The following is a 17,735-nucleotide window of genomic DNA, read 5'->3' as shown; positions in this document are numbered from 1 at the left end:
TGCCGTCAAACTATAGCGAAAATACACGGTTTGCGGAAAATGCGTTTAAAATCGGTGCATTGGCGTTAAATGCGTCCCGCCATGTTACGCGATCACCGGATTTGTGGCCGATGCGCACCGTTCCAAGCGCACCGTCGACAAACAGGCAGGCAATGCGCCCATGCTCCTTAAGTTGCGCAATCAGCGCCTCTGGCACCTGCTCGACCCCGCCCTGGATCATGATGACGTCATATGGCCCATGCTCTGCCGCACCCTCTTCGAACGGACCTACATGGACAATCGCGTTGTCCGCTTCAGCTTCCATAAGGACATTCTGCGCTTCGGCTGCCAGGCTTTCGTCCTGTTCGACGGCAACAACCAACTGCGCCATACGCGCGGTGACGGCGGTCGAATAACCCAAGGCCGGGGCGATATCCAAAACCGCCTCATCGTTCGAGATGTTCAATATATCCAACATCTTAGCCAACGTCCGCGGCTCGAGCATACAGCGCCCGTCACCCAGATCCAGAACGCCTTCGACATAAGCCGCCTCACGCTGCGCGTCCGGCACGAAGTTCTCGCGTTTGACGGTCAGCATCGCGTCAATGATCGGAAATTTGGTGACGTCAGAAGGCCGTATCTGTGTATCGACCATCGTTCGGCGGCGGGCTGCGAAATCTGTCATTGGATCGCTCATTCTGTTCCCTTGGGTGATCAGGTTTTGCCACATCCTTGAAAAACCGGCAACGGCCCTGATGCGGAAACTTTTCAATCATCTCAGGATACAACGTCGCAACCTAAGCCCGAGTTGACAACTGACCCTGAATTTCGCACTCCCCCCTCTGGACGCCCCTGCAGAAAGCTGCTAAAACGCCTGTCACACCACAGCAAGTATTTGATTTTACTTGAAAAGGCGAGTTGGCGGAGTGGTGACGCAGCGGATTGCAAATCCGTGTACACCGGTTCGATTCCGGTACTCGCCTCCACTCTCTATCAGAATCCCATCACCCGACCCGGTACTTTCGTGCGTCACACGGCCTCACGTCCCTGCGGGACGACTTCGTATCCGGCTTCTTCGGGTTCGTCGTCCTGCATTTCCGGCGGAAAGCCCGGCGCGCGGATATCCAGGCCTGTAGCCTCTTCCAGACGTCGGATGATATTGGGGGACAGTTCGCGTTCGCCAAAGCGTGCGATGCCATCTTCGAAAATCTTGATCATCACCGGGTTGATTTCCAAGGGCACACCCGCGCGGTTGGCGACGTCCTGGAACAGGCCGATATCCTTCTTCACAAGGTCCATTGTAAACGAGATATCGCGCGAGCCATTCAGAATGACCTGACTTTCCGTTTCGTGAACAAAGGACGTGCCAGATGAGATTTTGATCGCCTCATAGGTCGTGTTCAGGTCCATCCCGGCAGCCTTGGCCGTCACCAGTGCTTCGGCGCAGGTGATCAGATTTGCGGTGGCCAGGTAGTTCGTCAAAACCTTCAGAACCGAAGCGGAACCCAGTTCACCCGTATGCAAGATGCGCCGCCCCATCGTGGTCAGAAACGGCAATATCTGGTCAAAGGTCTGCCGATCACAGCCGGCAAAGATCGAGATATTTCCCGTCGCAGCCCGGTGGCAGCCGCCAGAGACCGGGCAATCCACCGCGGCACCGCCACGTTCAATCACCATTGCGCCCAGTCGTTTGACCTCGGCTTCGTCGGTCGTCGACATCTCCATCCAGATTTTGCCCGGCCCGACCTCGGACAGCATCTCTTGCATCACGGCGTCCGACGCCGCTGGGGAAGGCAGGCAGGTGATGACCGCATCGCAATCCCGCATGATCTGCGCCGGGTTCTCGGCCGCCTTTGCGCCCTTGGCTACGAAGTCCTGCACAAGATCCGGGTTCAGGTCATGCACTGTCAGATCAACCCCGTTGCGCAGCAGCGACCCTGAGAGCTTTGCTCCGACATTTCCCAACCCGATAAAGCCAACTTTCATAATACCCTCCGGCAGTTGTGCATTGATTTGGCCGCAAGTATCCACATTGCCTTTTCAAAAGCGAAACGAATAATAATCAAGATAATGACCAAAAATTCTTGGTGATAGATGGATCGACTTCCCAACCCCGCATGGCTGCGCAGCTTTGAATCAGCCGCGCGGCATTTGAATTTCACAACGACGGCGAAAGAGCTTGGCCTGACCCAGACCGCGGTGTCACTGCACATCCGATCACTTGAGGCAGATTTGGGCCAAAAGCTTTTTACCCGAAACGCGCGGCGGCTGGAGCTGACCGAACTGGGCCAATCCTATGCCCTAACCGTGCGGCGCGCATTGGGTGACATTGCCCTGTCCACCAACAGCTTGTTCGGCCCGGCGTCGCGCCAATCCCTGACGGTGAGGGCCGCGATTTCCACAGCGACATATTGGATTGCGGCTGAATTGCCGGATTTCGTGACCCGGCACCCGGACATTCCCGTGCGCCTTGTGTCACATATTTGGAACGACACGATCGCCCCCAAGGATGTGGATGTTGAAATACGAATGGGCTATGGCGACTGGCCGGGGGTGACTTCGGAAAAGTTGACCGACGAAAAGCTGGTGCCGATCTGCAGGTCCGGATCGCCTATTCCAGACCTGCACGCGCTGCGCGACGGCCCACTCATTCACATCCTGGGGTACGAGGACAACTGGGCGCGCTATTTTCAAGCTCATGGATTGCCCCCGGCAGAGCACGCGCCGCTCTACTCGGTCGATACGTCCGTAGCAGCGCTGCAGCTTGTGATGGCAGGCGCAGGGTGTGCGACAATCGTCGAGCGGTTCGCACGCAACGCCATGGCCCAGGGTGCCCCGATCCAAATCGCGGGCCCGGCGATTCCATTCGCGCAATCACATTACCTGATCGCAGCGCCGGGGTCCGCTCAGCCGTCGGCTGCGGCGGGGTTGTTTTGCGCTTGGCTACGGGATCGGCTGGCCCTGGATGCCGCTGGCTGACACTGGCTGGTCGCTTTTCCGACGTCATGGCTTTCCAACCCCGGCTCACGCTTGACAACCCCCCTGCCCGTGCCGCATGTCGCTTGCGTTGGTGTCCATCTTCGGATGGATGAAAAGGGAATGTGCCAGCGGATGATCCGTCAAGCACAGCCGCCCCCGCGACCGTGACCGGAGAGGGTGCCCAAAGCCACTGGCCAAAAAGGCCGGGAAGGCGGGACATCCGACAGGGCCAAAGGCTCTGACATCCGCAAGCCGGGAGACCTGCCAACACCCGAAGTTGAAACCGGACGGGGTGATCCGGTGTCGGGTCCATGCACAGACGTGGCCCGCATGAAACCCCGTCCCCCACGAAGAGGATTTGGGGGGATGAGAGACGTGACCGAGACCACACCAGTCGAATTGCTGGTCTGTACGACCTGCCGTCGTGGCTTGCCTATCGAGGATGATGCCCAGCGGCCCGGCACCTTGCTGCACAAGGCTCTGGAACAGGCAGAACTGCCAGAAGGCATCCAGTTGAAACCGGTAGAGTGCCTGTCCAATTGCGATCAAGGATGCTCGATTGTTTTGCGCGGCGGTCCATCCCGCTGGACCTTTGTCTACGAGAACCTGAACGAGGTCGATCATGTCGAGACCATCGTTGACGGCGTCACCAAGTATCTTGCCGCCGAAGACGGTCTGGTGAAATGGCGCGAACGCCCCGAGCATTTCCGCAAAAACTGTGCAGCCCGCATTCCCCCGATTGGAGCCTGATATGTCGAACCTCGAAAAACTCCCCGTTACTGTCATCACCGGCTTTCTAGGCTCGGGGAAAACCACGCTGGTCAAGCATCTGATGCAGAACCCGCAGGGCAAACGTTTGGCCGTGGTGGTCAACGAATTCGGTGATGTTGGCGTCGATGGCGACATCCTCAAGTCGTGCGCAATCCCGGACTGCCCAGCGGAGAACATCATGGAACTGGCAAACGGCTGCATCTGCTGCACCGTGGCCGACGATTTCATCCCAACGATAGAAGCCCTGATGGCGCTGGAACCGCGCCCCGATCACATCCTGATCGAAACCTCCGGTCTCGCGCTGCCCAAGCCTCTGCTGAAGGCGTTCGACTGGCCGGATATCCGTTCCAAGATCACCGTTGACGGCGTGATCGCGCTGGCCGATGCCGAGGCCGTCGCCGCCGGTCGCTTTGCACCGAATGTCGAGGCGGTGGATGCCCAGCGTCTGGCCGATGACTCGATCGACCACGAAACGCCGCTGTCCGAGGTGTTCGAGGATCAGATTTCCTGTGCCGACATCATCCTGCTGACCAAGCCCGATCTGGCTGGTCCCGAGGGTGTGGCAAAGGCCAAAGAGATCATCGCCGCTGAAGCGCCGCGTCCCCTGCCCGTGGTCGAAGTGGCCGAGGGTGCGGTTGACGTGCGTGTCGTGCTGGGCCTGGAAGCCGCCGCCGAGGATGACATGGAGGCCCGCCCCAGCCATCACGACGGCCACCATGATCACGAACATGACGATTTCGAAAGCATCATCGTCGAGCTGCCGGAACAAACCGATCCCGCCGATCTGGTCGCCAAAATCGAACGTCTGGCCAAAGATCTGAACATCCTGCGTGTCAAAGGCTATGCCGCCGTTCAAGGCAAACCGATGCGCCTGCTGGTGCAAGCCGTCGGCGCGCGTGTCCGTCACCAGTATGACCGCCCCTGGGAGCCCGGCGAAGAGCGCCGCTCGCGCCTGGTGGTCATTGCCGAGCATGACGACATCAAAGAGGCCGAAATCCGCGATATCCTCGTGGGTGTGCGTGAGGCTGCCGAGTAATCCATGCACGTTGTCTTCCGCGAAAGCCACGGGTTAGAGGAAACCGAAACCCCGACCGATCTGGGCCAGAGCCCGGCGGATTTGGTGGTGCTGTCTTTTTCCGACAGCGACCTCGGTGCTTTCGCGGCGGGCTGGCATCGTGGTGGTGGGCCAGAGGGGCGGATGCCGACCCTGCGGCTGGCCAACCTGACAGCGCTGAAACACCCGCTGTCCGTCGACACGTATGTTGAACAGACGTTGGAGGGCGCGAAGGGCATCCTGATCCGCCTGATCGGGGGCGTGCCCTATTGGTCCTATGGGTTGCAGCAGGCGCTGGCGTTGGCGCAGGCCAAAGGGATTGCACTGGCCGTTCTGCCGGCGGACGGGCGTGAGGATACGCGTCTGGACGACTACTCCACCCTGCCCGTTTCGACCCTGCGGCGGCTGGCGCATCTGTGTGACACCGGTGGGGAAGTTGCCGCGCAAGCAGCGTTGGCGCAAATGGCATTGGCCGCGGGGCTCTATGCCGGTCCTGTCATGGGGGCCAAAACCATCCCCGAATGCGGCGCGTGGTGCCCGGATCGGGGTGTAATCCCAGTCGAAAAGGCGTTCTCGGGTGACACTAAACGAATCCTCGTGACCTTCTACCGCGCTTACCTGACCTCGGCCGACACGGCCCCGGTTGCGGCCCTGATCCGCAACATCCGCGCGCGTGGTCTGGACGCTGTGGGCCTCTTTGCCCCATCGCTCAAAGCGCCCGCGGCTGCGGATTGGCTGCGCGAGCAGGTGACAGCGCTTGCCCCGTCCGCGATTATCAACGCTACCTCGTTCTCGGGCAAAGGCGCGTCCGGCACGTCGCCGCTTGATGCAGCCAACGTCCCGGTGTTTCAGGTCGCCCTCGCCACCTCGCGCCGTAAAGCATGGGCCGAAGCAGAACGCGGCCTGTCCCCCGCCGACCTTGCCATGCATGTGGTGCTGCCCGAAGTGGACGGGCGCATCTCGGCCGGTATCGCGTCGTTCAAGGAACCGGGCAAACGCGATCCTCATCTGGAGTACTCTCGGTTTGCCCACCGCGCCGAAGCGGAACGGATCGAGGCCATCATCGACCGCGTTACCGGCTGGCTAAACCTGAACGCAAAGCCGAAGGCAGATCAGGTGCCCGCGCTGGTACTATCCACCTATCCCGGTAAGGACTGGCAGATGGCCCACGCTGTAGGGCTGGATGCACTGGCCTCAGCCGAGGCAATGCTGTCTGATCTGCAGGCTGAGGGTTATGATACAGCACCCGCCGAGCCGATTGCCGAAACGCTGCTGGAAGCCCGAATTTCGTGGCCACTGGAGGACTACCGAAGCGCTCTGGACGAATTGCCCCAGCAACTTCGCACAGACCTAACGACGGTCTGGGGTGATCCCACGGATGACCTGTCCTGCACCGATGGCGCGTTCCATTTCACCGTGATGCGCCGGGGCAAGGCGTTGGTCGCGCTGCAACCCGAACGCGGTTCACCTGAGTTGAGGGATGATGATTACCATGACCTCTCGCGCACCCCATGCCATGGCTACGTCGCCTTCTATCTGTGGCTGCGCAAGGACCTGCGCGCCGATGCGCTGATCCATATCGGCGCGCACGGCACGTTGGAATGGCTGCCGGGGAAATCCGTCGCTTTGTCTAATGAATGCTGGCCCGAGGTTCTGATCCGCGACCTTCCTGTCATCTACCCCTTTATCGTCAACGACCCCGGTGAGGCCGCGCAGGCCAAGCGCCGGATCGGGGCGGTTACGCTGGGCCATATCCCGCCCCCGATGAAGGAAAGCGGCACGCCGGACCGGATGGTTCGACTGGAATCGTTGCTGGATGAGTTTTCAAACGCTGACGGGCTGGACCCCAAGCGCCGCGACCGCCTGCAAGAAGACATCCGGGACGAGGCGCAGGCGATTGGATTGGAAAGCGACCTGGGTTTGGATCAGGCCACCTGCACCGCCGAGGCGATCACCCGCATCGACCGGTTCGTTTGCGATATTAAGGAAAGCCAATTTGGCGATGGCTTGCACATCTTTGGCCGGGTGCCGGATGCCTCTGGCAACTTTGACCCTGCGCCATCGGCCGATTCCGAACGCAATGCCCTGATCGACGCGCTTTCTGGCAAGCGGATCGAGGCTGGGCCCTCCGGTTCCCCCTATCGCGGGCGGTCCGATGTACTGCCCACCGGGCGGAACCTGTATACCACCGACCCGCGCTCGGTCCCGACCCGCGCGGCGTATGCGCAAGGCGTAAAGCTGGCCGAGGAGTTGGTCCGGCGCCACCTGCAAGAAGAAGGTGATTATCCCAAAGGGCTGATTGTTGATCTTTGGGGCTCGGCCACGATGCGCACCGCGGGCGAGGAATTCGCAATGGCTCTGCACCTTTTGGGTGTAAAGCCGGTCTGGGACAAAGGGTCCGAGCGGGTGTCGGGTATCGAGGTTCTGCCGATCACAGACCTCAGCCGCCCGCGTCTGGATGTGACCTTGCGCGTATCAGGTCTGTTCCGCGATGTTTTCCCGACCCTCTCGGCGCTGTATGGGCAGGCCGTTCGGGCGTTGGCGGATCGCGATGAGGCATCGGACTGGAACCCCTATGCCGGTCAAAAACCCTCGGCCCGTGTCTATGGCCCTGCGCCCGGCAGCTATGGCGTGAACATGACGCAACTGTCGGAATTCTATACAGACGAAGCGCGGACGCAGGCGGGTGAGGCGTGGCTGGAGGCCAGTTCATTCGCGTTGGAAGGTGAGCACATTGCGCAGGACAAAGACGGCATCACCCAGCGGGTCGCCAATGCCGACAGCTTTGTGCACCTGCAGGACCTGACCGAAACTGATCTGTTGCTGGCTAATGACTATGCCACCCATGAGGCCGGGTTCGCAGCCGCCAAGCAGGTGACCGGCGGTGTCGCGCAGCTGTACCATCTGGACAATACCAATCCGGAAAACCCGCGCGCCCGCACGCTGCCCGAGGAAATCAGCCGCGTCGTCCATGCCCGTGCCGCCAATCCGGGTTGGATTGCGGGGATGCAGCGGCATGGGTTCCGGGGCGCGGCAGAAATCGCGGCGACCCTGGATCACATGGCCTCGTTTGCGCATCTATCCGGCACGGTCGCTCCGCACCTGTTCGACCTCTACCACGACGCCACGTTGGGCGACGCAGAAGTTGACGCGTTTTTGCAAGAGGCCAACCCCCGCGCGCATCAGGCGATGCAGGACCGGTTCCGGGCATTGTTGGAGGCCGGTCTCTGGAACACCCGCCGGAATTCGATCCGCGCTGATCTGGAGGGGCTGGGATGAGCGCCCCCTTTGTCCAAGGCTGGTGCCCCGGCGCGCATCGCCCGATGATGTCCGGCGACGGACTGGTGGTTCGCGTACGCCCGCGCTTGGCGCGCCTCAGCGCTGCGCAAGCACTGGGACTGTGCGAGCTTTCTGAACGCTTTGGCAATGGCACAATCGATCTGACCAATCGGGCCAACCTGCAACTGCGTGGCGTCCGGGAAGACGACCACCAAGCGCTGCTGGCTGAATTGGCCACGCTGAACCTGTTGGACGCCGAGCCCGGTATCGAGGTGCGTCGCAACATCCTTGTATCCCCGCTTTATCGCTCGGGCGATTTATCGGCTCGATTGACGCAAGGCCTGATCGACCGACTGGGCGATCTGCCGACCTTGCCGGCCAAATTCGGCTTTGCCATAGATACTGGCCCCGAACGCCTGCTGGCCGCAGACTCGGCGGATATTCGGTTGGAAACCGGACGAGACGGCTTGATCCTGCGCGCGGACGGGGCCGAGACCGGACGGGCCGTCACCGAAGAAGACGCCATAGATCAGTTGATCGCGCTTGCCGAATGGTTCGCCTCCCGCTTCACACCGGACAAACGCCGCATGGCTCGGGTGGTGGCAGCGCAAGGGTTACCGTCGGCATGGCAAGGCAGCGCGCCTGTAGAACTTGGGGCTAAACCTCTACCCGGTGCTTACGATTTGGGCGCGATCTACGGCGCGGCTTTCGGGCAACTGCCTGCGCGTCAATTGCAAGAACTGCTTGGCGATAGCGGAGCCTCTGCCCTGCGTGTCACACCGTGGCGGCTGATTCTGCTGGAAGGCGGGGCGGCGATACCCGCACCGCACTTTGTCACGGATGGCTCTGATCCGCTGATGACCACCGACGCCTGCCCCGGCGCACCGTTCTGCCCGCAAGCGAAAGCTGAGACGCGCAACATCGCGCGCGCACTGGCATCCCGCGTCCCCGGCAGCCTGCATGTTTCGGGCTGCGCCAAGGGATGTGCCCGGATGGGATCGGCCGACGTTACATTGATCGGCCACAACGGGCGATTTGATCTTGTCAAACAGGGCCGTGCAGGGGATGAGCCCAGCCAGACCGGCCTGACCGAAGAAACACTTATGACCATGGACTTCACCTGATGCCCTATGAATACGAAACCGATGGCGCAGCAATCTACAAGGAAAGCTTTGCGACGATCCGGTCCGAGGCCGATCTGGCGCGTTTTGATGCGGATGAAGAGCAGGTCGCTGTGCGCATGATCCACGCCGCTGGGATGGTCGGGCTGGAAGAGTTTGTGCATTTCTCACCGGGTTTCGTCTCGGCCGCACGCACCGCGCTGGAAGCTGGCGCGCCGATCCTGTGCGATGCGCGCATGGTCAGCGAAGGTGTCACCCGGTTCCGCCTGCCCGCCGACAACGAGGTGATCTGCACTCTGCATGATGAGCGCGTGCGCCCGCTGGCCGCTGAGATGAGCAACACCCGCTCTGCTGCCGCGCTAGAGCTTTGGCGGCCACATCTGAAGGGCGCTCTGGTCGCCATCGGCAATGCGCCCACCGCTCTGTTCCACTTGTTGAACATGCTGGAAGACCCCGACTGCCCGCGTCCCGCCGCCATCATCGGTTGCCCGGTGGGCTTCGTCGGCGCTGTCGAATCAAAGGACGCCTTGTGGGAGGCGCAGCCAGTGCCCTCGTGCATCATCAAAGGCCGTCTGGGCGGCAGCGCCATCACCGTGGCCGCCATCAACGCTATTGCGAGCCGCGCCGAATGAGCGCCGGCAAGATATACGGCGTGGGCCTTGGCCCCGGCGATCCGGACCTGATGAGCGTCCGTGCCGATCGTCTGCTGCGGAATGCCCGCCATGTCGCGTTTTTCCGCAAGCCTGGCCGCAGTGGTCAGGCGCGCAAGATCGTCGACGGGATGATCCCGGACAGCGCGGTCGAGTTCCCGATGGAATACCCCGTCACCACGGAAATCCCGCTGGAAGATCCGCGCTACAACGCGTTGCTTTCCGCCTTCTACAAAGACTGTGCAGAGCACCTGAAAGCGTTGTCGGATCAGGGTGAGGACGTGGTGGTTCTGTGCGAAGGGGACCCGTTCTTCTATGGGTCCTTCATGCATCTTTACAGTCGCTTACGTGATCAGGCTGAGGTCGAAGTCGTTCCGGCCATTACAGGCATGTCCGGCGCGTGGACCGCGACCGGCGACCCGATCACCTGGGGCGATGATGTGCTCACCGTACTGGTCGGCACCCTGCCCGAGGACGATCTGGCGCACCGTATGGCGCAGACGGACGCACTGGTTGTGATGAAGATCGGGCGCAATATCGACAAGGTGAAGCGGGCGTTGAAAACGGCGGGTCTGTATGATCGCGCGTGGATCGTCGAATTCGCCCAGATGCCCAACCAGACCGTGACGAAACTGTCCGAGGCGTGTGACAAGCTCACCCCCTATTTCTCGATTATTATCGTGCATGGGCAAGGTCGTCGACCATGAGCGGCTGGGTCAAGATCGCGGGCCTGGGGCCTGGAAACGAACAGCTGGTCACGCCCGAAGTTTCGGCAGCGTTGGCCGAAGCTACGGATGTGGTCGGGTACATCCCGTACGTCGCACGCGTGGCAGAGCGCCCCGGTCTGACGCTGCATGCCAGCGACAACCGGGTTGAGATTGATCGGTCCCAACACGCGCTGCAGATGGCAGCCGAGGGGAAGCGGGTTGTGGTCGTCTCGTCAGGCGATCCGGGCGTCTTCGCCATGGCGGCTGCAGTGTTTGAGGCATTGGAGAGCGGCCCGTCCGCGTGGCGCGACATCCCCATCGACGTGTTGCCGGGCATCACCGCGATGTTGGCAGCGTCAGCACGCGCGGGGGCGCCGCTGGGACATGATTTCTGTGCGATCAATCTCAGCGACAACCTGAAACCGTGGTCACTGATTGAAAAACGCCTACGTCTGGCGGCGCAGGGCGATTTTGCGATGGCGTTTTACAACCCGCGCTCCAAGTCCCGCCCGGAAGGTTTTGTAAAAACGCTGGAAATCCTGCGTGATGAATGCGAGCCCGAGCGTCTGATCCTGTTTGCCCGCGCTGTATCGCGCCCCGATGAGGCGATCCGGATTTCGACACTGGCCGAAGCGACCCCGGACATGGCCGACATGCAGACGGTGGTCATTGTCGGCTCATCCCTGACCCGCGTGATCGAACGTGACAACGCTCCGATCGTCTACACCCCGAGGTTCACACCTGAATGAGCCAGCCAGTCCAGAACCTGTGCGACATTCGACAGTTCGGTCCTTTGCGGAAGGCTCGGGCGGTCGATCATCAGCACCGGCACGCCCAGCGCGCGCGCGGCGTCCAGTTTGGCACGCGCGCCACTGCCGCCGGAGTTCTTGGACACCACCAGTTCAATCCCGTGATTTTCCATCAGCGCCCGGTCTCCTGCTTCGGTAAACGGTCCGCGCGACACGATCACGTCGCAATTTGGCAGTGGAAGTGCATCGGGTTCGTCCACCAACCTCAGCAGGTAGTGGTGCTGCGGTTGAACGGCAAAATCCTCAAGATGCAGGCGGCCAACCGCCAGAAAAACGCGTCGTTTTGGCCCGTCCAGCGCCGCGACGGCTGCGTCGATGTCTGCAACGTGCTGCCAGCGGTCCCCGTCTTGTTCGCGCCACGCCGGGCGGGTCAATGCAGCCAACGGCACTTCGGCCTCGCGACACGCCGCAACGGCGTTCGTGCTCATTTGTGCGGCAAAGGGATGGGTGGCGTCCACCACATGCGTGATTGTGTGATCGCGCAGATAGCTGGCCAGTCCCTCGACACCGCCAAACCCGCCGACACGCACCGGCAAGGGTTGCGGCCTTGGATTATCGACACGACCGGCATAGGAATAGGTCGCCGGGATGCCCCGCTCGGCCAGAGTTTTGGCCAGCGCATTGGCCTCGGTCGTGCCACCAAGGATCAGGAGGTTGGTCATGCATGAGGCTCCGTGGCTGAGCGTTCTGGGCTTGGGCGAAGATGGACTGGATGGCCTGCCGCCCGCAAGCCGTCAAGTGCTGGAACGCGCCGAAATCATCATGGGTCCGCCGCGCCACCTGTCACTGATCCCTGATACCGGCGCGCAAAAGGTTGAATGGCCCGTGCCATTTGCCGACGGGCTGCCAATTCTGACCGGGTTTCGCGGACGGCCAACGGTTGTGCTGGCCTCTGGCGATCCGTTCTGGTTCGGCGCCGGTTCGGTGATCGCGCGCAATTTTGACGTGGGTGAATGGGTGGCTCTGCCCGGGCAGTCCACCTTTTCCCTGGCCGCCGCCCGTCTGGGCTGGCCCTTGGAAAGCACCCAAACCTTCGGTCTGCACGCGGCCCCTTTGACGCGGCTGCGCCCGCACCTGTCACCGGGTTTGCGCGCCATTCTGCTGCTGCGCAACGGGGCGGCGGTGGCCGAGCTTGCCACGTACCTGAGTGAAACGGGCTTTCCCGACACGCAGCTGCACGTGATGGAAGCGCTTGGCGGCCCCCGCGAACGCTCGCGAAGCGTCACGCTGACCGAGGCCCTGCTGGGCGGGTTTGACCACCCGGTTTGCGTGGGGTTGGAGGTTGCCGGCGAAGGTGAAGCTCTGCCCAAGTCCTCTGGCAAACCGGACGAGATATTCGAAAACGACGGTCAGATCACCAAACGTCCCGTGCGTGCCCTTACCCTTTCAGCCTTGGCCCCCAAGCGAGGAGAGCACCTGTGGGATATCGGCGGCGGCACCGGCTCGATCAGCATCGAATGGCTGATGTGTGACCCTACCCTGACCGCGACGACAATCGAACCGCGCGAGGACCGTGCCGAGCGTATACGTCGCAACGCTGATACTCTGGGTCAGGATCGACTGAACGTGGTGCATGGTACGGCCCCTGGGGCACTGGATGGCCTCGCCTTGCCGGATGTTGTTTTCATTGGCGGCGGGCTCAGCGCTGACCTTCTGGCTTGGCTGCAGGATGCCTTGCCGAAAGGCACCCGTCTGGTTGCAAATGCCGTCACACTGGAAAGCGAGGCTCTGCTGGCCCAATGGCACGATCAGGTGGGCGGAGAGCTTCTGCGCATCGAACTTGCGCAGGCCGCGGCGCTTGGCCCGCGGCGCGGATGGAAATCCGCCTACCCGGTGGTGCAGTGGAGCGTGACCCTATGATCGTCGCAGGGCTTGGCTTTTCGTCGGCGGCAACCGTGGACAGCCTGCGCGCAGCCTTTGAACGGGCCAGCGCCGGTCAGGTTGTGGATGCTTTGGCCACTGTCGCCGATAAGGAAGGCCATGCGGCGCTGGCCGAGTTCGCATCTGCGACCGCCCTGCCCCTGCATTTCATCGCGCCCGCCGATCTGGCGGGGCAGCGAACACTCACCTGCTCGAACCGCAGCCGCGCCACTTATGGTACCGGCAGCGTGGCCGAAGCATCCGCCCTTGCCGCCGCCGGAGCAGGCGCGCGGCTGACCTCACCCAGACAGATTTCTGACGACCGGCTTGCCACATGCGCCGTCGCCATCGGAGGACACACATGACCGTTCATTTCATCGGCGCCGGACCCGGTGCCGCCGACCTTCTGACCCTGCGCGGGCGCGACATCATAGCGTCCTGTCCGGTATGCCTGTATGCTGGATCGCTGGTGCCCGAGGAAATCCTGAGCCATTGCCCCGAAGGTGCAAAGATCATTAACACTGCGCCGATGGACCTGGATCAGATCATGGCCGAGATTGAAGCTGCACATCAGGCCGGTCAGGATGTGGCGCGCTTGCATTCCGGCGACCTGTCTGTCTGGTCGGCGATGGGTGAACAGGTCCGGCGACTGAAAGAGATGGGCATTCCCGTAAGTGTCACGCCGGGTGTTCCATCGTTCGCAGCGGCCGCCGCCGCTTTGGGCACAGAACTGACCCTGCCCGGTCTTGCGCAATCGGTGGTTCTAACCCGGACGCCGGGCCGTGCATCCTCGATGCCCGAGGGTGAAACGCTTGAGAACTTTGCCCGCACAGGCTCAACGCTGGCCATTCACCTGTCGATCGGCAATCTGGACAATGTGATCGCGGATCTGACCCCTGCTTATGGGGCCGATTGCCCGGTGGCCGTGGTGTACCGCGCCAGCTGGCCGGACGAACGGATCATTCGCGCCACATTGGCAACCTTGAAAGAGGCACTGGACGAAAGCATCTCGCGCACCGCTCTGATCATGGTCGGCCCGGCCTTAGCCGGCGAAGGCTTTGATGAAAGCTGCCTCTATTCAAAAGATTACGACCGCCGCTATCGTCCGCAAAGTGCGGACAGCCCGTGGTCCAGCTGGAGCCATGGCGATGACTAACCCTCCGGGCCTTTTGATTTCTGCCCCGTCTTCCGGCACGGGGAAAACCACCGTCATGCTGGGCCTGTTGCGGGCCTTGGCCGAAGACGGTCTGACCGTGCAACCGTTCAAAAGCGGACCGGACTATATTGACCCGGCCTTTCACCGGGCAGCTGCGGGGCGGGCTTCGTTCAACCTGGACAGCTGGGCGATGGCCGATCCGTTGCTGAGCGCGATTTCCGCGCAGGCCGAAGGTGCCGATATCGTTGTGGCCGAGGGGTCAATGGGGCTTTTCGACGGCGTCGCCAAGCCCGGAGAGCTGGGTCATGGCTCAAGCGCCGAGACTGCACAGCGCATGGGATGGCCCGTGGTGCTGGTTCTGGATGTGGGCGGTCAGGCGCAATCGGCGGCGGCGACGGCGCTCGGGTTCCGGATGTATAACCCCGATCTGCCCTTTGCCGGTGTTATACTGAACCGTTGTGCGAGCCCCCGCCACGAACGCCTGACCCGACTGGGAATGGAGCGCGCAGGCCTGCCGGTTCTGGGCGTACTGCCCCGGCGCGGAGACCTGACCCTGCCGGAACGGCACCTCGGTCTGATCCAGGCGGTCGAACACCCCGATCTGGAAAGCGCGATTGCCGGGTATGCCGCATTCCTGCGCGAGCATGTGGATCTTGAGGCGATCAAGGCTGCGGCTTCCTCAGGCCCCAATGGGCCATCGTCAACCGCGCTGCCGCGGCCTCCGGCCCAGCGGATCGCGCTGGCACGCGACGAGGCGTTTTCGTTCACCTATCCGCATTTGCTAGAAGGATGGCGTGCGGCCGGTGCAGAAATCCTGCCGTTTTCCCCGTTGGCAGACGAGGCACCTGCGCTGGACGCCGATCTGGTCTGGTTGCCCGGAGGGTATCCCGAGTTGCACGCCGGAACTCTGGCCGCGGCCAGCACATTCCTGAACGGACTGCGCACGCATGCTGAAACCAAGCCTGTGCATGGCGAGTGCGGAGGGTACATGGCGTTGGGTGAGGCGTTGGTCGACAAGGAAGGTGTCCAACATCAGATGGCGGGTTTGCTTGGCCTTGTAACATCCTACGAAAAACGGAAATTCAACCTTGGCTATCGCAAGGCGCAATTGCTTGCGCCAATGCCTGGTTTTGCAGCGGATACAACGTTGCGGGGGCACGAGTTCCACTATTCCTCGATCCTGGAACAGCCGGATGCGCCGTTGGCCCGAGTGTTCGATGCCGAGGGCGTGGAAGGCCCGCAAACCGGATCAGTGCACGGCAACGTGACAGGAACCTTCTTTCACCTGATCGCAGAGGCACAGGCATGAGCGGATTTGTCTCGTTCATAGGCTCGGGCCCCGGTGATCCGGAGTTGCTGACACTGAAAGCCGTAAACCGGATGCAAAAGGCGGATGCGGTCTTGTTTGACGACCTCAGCAGCGGCCCGATCCTGAGCCACGCGCATCAGGACGCGGACCTTGTGGGTGTCGGCAAGCGTGCCGGTCGGCCTTCGCCCAAGCAGGACCACGTCAGTCGTCTTCTGGTGGATTACGCCAAGACGGGCGCTCGTGTGGTGCGGTTGAAGTCAGGCGACGGCGGGTTGTTTGGTCGACTGGAAGAGGAACTGGTGGCGCTGCGCGAGGCCGGGATCGAATACGAAATCATCCCCGGCATCCCCTCGGCGGTTGCAGCCGCGGCAGCGGCGGGAATTCCGCTGACCCGACGGCTCACCGCGCGGCGGGTGCAGTTCGTGACGGGTCACGACGTCAGCGGCAAGCTGCCTGAGGACCTGAATCTGGCCGCGCTTGCCGATCCCTATGCTACGACTGTCGTTTTCATGGGCAAGCGCACGTTTCCGCTGTTGGTCAATGCACTGCACGACCATGGCCTGCCGCTGGATACACCTGCGCTAATGGCCGAATCCGTATCCACTCCGGATCAGGTATTGCACCGGTCGACCGTTGGCGGATTGGCCGAGAAGTTGGGGTCCGAGATTGGAACTGCCCCTGCCCTGATCCTGTATGGCCCGCTTGCTGAGACCGATAATGTTTGACCTGACCCTGATCGGTATCGGCACCGGCAACCCTGACCACGTGACCTTTCAAGGCGCGCAGGCCATCCGCAACGCAGACTTGATCCTGATCCCGCGCAAGGGTGAAAACAAAGCCGATCTGGCCGGGCTTCGAGAGGAGATCATCGCTCAGGTCACCGAGACTCCTCCGCAAATTGCCTATTTCGACATCCCCAAACGCCGGGCCGATGACGGGTATCTGCGCGGCGTGGATGAATGGCACGATGCCATCGCGGTTCGATGGCAAGAAGCGATCCGGGCGCATCCCGACGCGAAACAGGTCGCTCTGCTGATCTGGGGCGACCCTTCGCTGTACGACAGTTCGCTGCGCATCGCGTCCCGATTGAGCCCGCAACCCAGAACCCGTGTGGTTCCCGGCATCACCGCTCTGCAGGCGCTTACGGCGGCCCATGCGATCCCGATCAACGATCTGGGCGCGCCTTACGTGGTCACCACAGGGCGCCGCATTCGGGATGAGGGGTGGCCACAGGGCGCATCGACGGTTGCGGTCATGCTGGATGGCGAGTGCTCCTTCCAAAGCCTCGAGATGGCGGAATACGATATCCGGTGGGGCGCTTATGTGGGCATGGAAGAAGAGATTCTGGTCACAGGGGCCTTGGTAGATGTCGCCAAGCAGATCGTTGAAATCCGCGCGAAGGCTCGCGCAGATCACGGCTGGATCATGGACATTTACCTGCTGAGGAAACGTGTCGCCTGAAACTTTGCCCAGTTGACCGTGCAGTAGCCATAGCCTGAAACCCCACGGGATTGTGAGTGCGCGAAACGCCGGTTTCTGGCATCAATCCCGCATCCGAACCGATGAGGACAGCACGATGAAGGCTTTGGTAACTCTATTGTTCATGCTGGCCCTGCCCGCCTTGGCGCAGGAACCACCCGTCGGCTGGGCCGTTCACCCGACCGACAAAAGCTATGAGGAACTGGTCGCAGACACCAAAGCCGCCGTGAAAGAAAACGGTCTGATCGTAGTCACGCAGGCCGGACCGACCAAGGCGGCGGCAGCGCGCGGGATCACCATTCCGGGAAATCTGGTCATCGGTGCGTTCAACAACGATTTCGCCGTTCGGGTTCTGGAAACGTCGGTCCATGCCATGATCGAAGCCCCCATCCGCTTCTACGTGACCGAAAACGCGGATGGAACAGCGACACTGTCCTACAAAACGCCCAGCTTCGTGTTTGCGCCTTATGTCCACGAAGGCGGAGAACCGTTGCGCGAGATTGCCGAAGAACTGGACTCAAGGTTCCAATCCGTGGCGGAATCCGCAGTCAAATAGTCACACTGCTGTGAAGCTGCTTGCGT

18 protein-coding genes, 1 tRNA gene and 1 riboswitch are annotated in these 17,735 nt (G+C 61.8%); of the genes, 16 read left to right on the top strand and 3 right to left on the bottom strand.

Going from position 1 to position 17,735, the window contains the following annotated elements; all coding sequences use genetic code 11:
- Positions 1–10: 10 nt before the first annotated feature.
- Positions 11–664: a protein-L-isoaspartate O-methyltransferase gene (locus J7416_RS01730; RefSeq protein ID WP_209222481.1), complete on the bottom strand. Its 654-nt coding sequence runs from the start codon at positions 662–664 to the stop codon at positions 11–13.
- Positions 665–891: 227 nt separating this feature from the next.
- Between J7416_RS01730 and J7416_RS01725 the strand changes: the two genes are divergently transcribed.
- Positions 892–965, top strand: a tRNA-Cys gene (locus J7416_RS01725).
- A gap of 43 nt (positions 966–1,008) precedes the next feature.
- On the opposite strand, the gene J7416_RS01720 is transcribed toward J7416_RS01725, so the two are convergent.
- Complete coding sequence (locus tag J7416_RS01720) at positions 1,009–1,965, bottom strand: NAD(P)-dependent oxidoreductase (RefSeq protein ID WP_209222479.1); 957 nt, start codon at positions 1,963–1,965, stop codon at positions 1,009–1,011.
- 108 nt (positions 1,966–2,073) lie between these two features.
- On the opposite strand from J7416_RS01720, the gene J7416_RS01715 reads away from it, so the two are divergent.
- From J7416_RS01715 to cobJ, 8 genes are all read left to right on the top strand, one after another.
- Complete coding sequence (locus tag J7416_RS01715; protein WP_209222477.1) at positions 2,074–2,958, top strand: LysR substrate-binding domain-containing protein; 885 nt, start codon at positions 2,074–2,076, stop codon at positions 2,956–2,958.
- A gap of 72 nt (positions 2,959–3,030) precedes the next feature.
- A riboswitch (cobalamin riboswitch) is annotated at positions 3,031–3,242 on the top strand.
- A gap of 82 nt (positions 3,243–3,324) precedes the next feature.
- Positions 3,325–3,708, top strand: coding sequence for a DUF1636 domain-containing protein (locus J7416_RS01710; protein WP_209222475.1), 384 nt, complete (start codon positions 3,325–3,327; stop codon positions 3,706–3,708).
- Position 3,709: 1 nt separating this feature from the next.
- Entirely contained in the window at positions 3,710–4,765 is a 1,056-nt protein-coding gene (gene cobW / locus J7416_RS01705; RefSeq protein ID WP_209222473.1) for a cobalamin biosynthesis protein CobW, read from the top strand.
- A gap of 3 nt (positions 4,766–4,768) precedes the next feature.
- Positions 4,769–8,062: a cobaltochelatase subunit CobN gene (cobN, locus tag J7416_RS01700; protein WP_209222471.1), complete on the top strand. Its 3,294-nt coding sequence runs from the start codon at positions 4,769–4,771 to the stop codon at positions 8,060–8,062.
- Positions 8,059–9,186 carry a precorrin-3B synthase gene (gene cobG, locus J7416_RS01695; RefSeq protein WP_209222469.1) on the top strand — a complete coding sequence of 376 codons (1,128 nt, stop codon included), beginning with the start codon at positions 8,059–8,061 and terminating at the stop codon, positions 9,184–9,186. The genes cobN and cobG overlap by 4 nt, the downstream gene beginning before the upstream one ends.
- The gene (locus J7416_RS01690; RefSeq protein WP_209222467.1) at positions 9,186–9,815 is read left to right on the top strand and encodes a precorrin-8X methylmutase; all 630 of its coding nucleotides are present in this window, start codon (positions 9,186–9,188) and stop codon (positions 9,813–9,815) included. The genes cobG and J7416_RS01690 overlap by 1 nt, the downstream gene beginning before the upstream one ends.
- The gene (locus J7416_RS01685; protein WP_209222465.1) at positions 9,812–10,540 is read left to right on the top strand and encodes a precorrin-2 C(20)-methyltransferase; all 729 of its coding nucleotides are present in this window, start codon (positions 9,812–9,814) and stop codon (positions 10,538–10,540) included. The genes J7416_RS01690 and J7416_RS01685 overlap by 4 nt, the downstream gene beginning before the upstream one ends.
- A complete protein-coding gene (gene cobJ, locus J7416_RS01680; RefSeq protein WP_209222463.1) occupies positions 10,537–11,289 on the top strand; it encodes a precorrin-3B C(17)-methyltransferase in 753 nt (250 codons plus the stop codon). Before J7416_RS01685 ends, cobJ begins: the two co-directional genes overlap by 4 nt.
- Here the strand turns inward: cobJ and J7416_RS01675 are convergent.
- The gene (locus J7416_RS01675) at positions 11,262–12,011 is read right to left on the bottom strand and encodes a cobalt-precorrin-6A reductase (RefSeq protein WP_209222461.1); all 750 of its coding nucleotides are present in this window, start codon (positions 12,009–12,011) and stop codon (positions 11,262–11,264) included. The genes cobJ and J7416_RS01675 overlap by 28 nt on opposite strands.
- Here J7416_RS01675 and cbiE point away from each other — a divergent pair.
- The 7 genes from cbiE (at position 12,010) to J7416_RS01640 (ending at position 17,709) form a co-directional block, all read left to right on the top strand.
- Positions 12,010–13,209: a precorrin-6y C5,15-methyltransferase (decarboxylating) subunit CbiE gene (gene cbiE, locus J7416_RS01670; RefSeq protein ID WP_209222459.1), complete on the top strand. Its 1,200-nt coding sequence runs from the start codon at positions 12,010–12,012 to the stop codon at positions 13,207–13,209. The two genes, J7416_RS01675 and cbiE, sit on opposite strands and share 2 nt — an antisense overlap.
- A complete protein-coding gene (locus J7416_RS01665; protein ID WP_209223800.1) occupies positions 13,206–13,574 on the top strand; it encodes a cobalamin biosynthesis protein in 369 nt (122 codons plus the stop codon). The genes cbiE and J7416_RS01665 overlap by 4 nt, the downstream gene beginning before the upstream one ends.
- Positions 13,571–14,365, top strand: coding sequence for a precorrin-4 C(11)-methyltransferase (gene cobM, locus J7416_RS01660; protein WP_209222457.1), 795 nt, complete (start codon positions 13,571–13,573; stop codon positions 14,363–14,365). The genes J7416_RS01665 and cobM overlap by 4 nt, the downstream gene beginning before the upstream one ends.
- Positions 14,352–15,674, top strand: coding sequence for a cobyrinate a,c-diamide synthase (locus tag J7416_RS01655; RefSeq protein WP_209222455.1), 1,323 nt, complete (start codon positions 14,352–14,354; stop codon positions 15,672–15,674). Before cobM ends, J7416_RS01655 begins: the two co-directional genes overlap by 14 nt.
- A complete protein-coding gene (gene cobA, locus J7416_RS01650; protein ID WP_209222453.1) occupies positions 15,671–16,399 on the top strand; it encodes a uroporphyrinogen-III C-methyltransferase in 729 nt (242 codons plus the stop codon). The genes J7416_RS01655 and cobA overlap by 4 nt, the downstream gene beginning before the upstream one ends.
- Entirely contained in the window at positions 16,392–17,135 is a 744-nt protein-coding gene (gene cobF, locus J7416_RS01645) for a precorrin-6A synthase (deacetylating) (RefSeq protein ID WP_209222451.1), read from the top strand. Before cobA ends, cobF begins: the two co-directional genes overlap by 8 nt.
- 115 nt (positions 17,136–17,250) lie before the next feature.
- On the top strand, positions 17,251–17,709 hold the full coding sequence (locus tag J7416_RS01640) for a DUF302 domain-containing protein (RefSeq protein ID WP_209222448.1): 459 nt from the start codon (positions 17,251–17,253) through the stop codon (positions 17,707–17,709).
- Positions 17,710–17,735: the final 26 nt, after the last annotated feature.

This window comes from Ruegeria sp. R14_0, assembly GCF_017743975.1.
GTDB lineage: Bacteria > Pseudomonadota > Alphaproteobacteria > Rhodobacterales > Rhodobacteraceae > Ruegeria.
The sequence above is the reverse complement of the archived record's forward strand: the minus strand, read 5'-3'. Positions and strand labels throughout refer to the sequence as shown.

Coding starts and splice junctions, on each gene's coding strand:
- cobG (WP_209222469.1), top strand. CDS start 8,059: ATGAGCGCCCCCTTTGTCCAAGGCTGGTGCCCCGGCGCGCATCGCCCG.
- J7416_RS01640 (WP_209222448.1), top strand. CDS start 17,251: ATGAAGGCTTTGGTAACTCTATTGTTCATGCTGGCCCTGCCCGCCTTG.
- J7416_RS01720 (WP_209222479.1), bottom strand. CDS start 1,965: ATGAAAGTTGGCTTTATCGGGTTGGGAAATGTCGGAGCAAAGCTCTCA.
- cobM (WP_209222457.1), top strand. CDS start 13,571: ATGACCGTTCATTTCATCGGCGCCGGACCCGGTGCCGCCGACCTTCTG.
- cobW (WP_209222473.1), top strand. CDS start 3,710: ATGTCGAACCTCGAAAAACTCCCCGTTACTGTCATCACCGGCTTTCTA.
- J7416_RS01690 (WP_209222467.1), top strand. CDS start 9,186: ATGCCCTATGAATACGAAACCGATGGCGCAGCAATCTACAAGGAAAGC.
- J7416_RS01730 (WP_209222481.1), bottom strand. CDS start 664: ATGACAGATTTCGCAGCCCGCCGCCGAACGATGGTCGATACACAGATA.
- cobA (WP_209222453.1), top strand. CDS start 15,671: ATGAGCGGATTTGTCTCGTTCATAGGCTCGGGCCCCGGTGATCCGGAG.
- cobF (WP_209222451.1), top strand. CDS start 16,392: ATGTTTGACCTGACCCTGATCGGTATCGGCACCGGCAACCCTGACCAC.
- J7416_RS01715 (WP_209222477.1), top strand. CDS start 2,074: ATGGATCGACTTCCCAACCCCGCATGGCTGCGCAGCTTTGAATCAGCC.
- J7416_RS01710 (WP_209222475.1), top strand. CDS start 3,325: ATGAGAGACGTGACCGAGACCACACCAGTCGAATTGCTGGTCTGTACG.
- J7416_RS01665 (WP_209223800.1), top strand. CDS start 13,206: ATGATCGTCGCAGGGCTTGGCTTTTCGTCGGCGGCAACCGTGGACAGC.
- cobJ (WP_209222463.1), top strand. CDS start 10,537: ATGAGCGGCTGGGTCAAGATCGCGGGCCTGGGGCCTGGAAACGAACAG.
- J7416_RS01685 (WP_209222465.1), top strand. CDS start 9,812: ATGAGCGCCGGCAAGATATACGGCGTGGGCCTTGGCCCCGGCGATCCG.
- J7416_RS01655 (WP_209222455.1), top strand. CDS start 14,352: ATGGCGATGACTAACCCTCCGGGCCTTTTGATTTCTGCCCCGTCTTCC.
- cbiE (WP_209222459.1), top strand. CDS start 12,010: ATGCATGAGGCTCCGTGGCTGAGCGTTCTGGGCTTGGGCGAAGATGGA.
- cobN (WP_209222471.1), top strand. CDS start 4,769: ATGCACGTTGTCTTCCGCGAAAGCCACGGGTTAGAGGAAACCGAAACC.
- J7416_RS01675 (WP_209222461.1), bottom strand. CDS start 12,011: ATGACCAACCTCCTGATCCTTGGTGGCACGACCGAGGCCAATGCGCTG.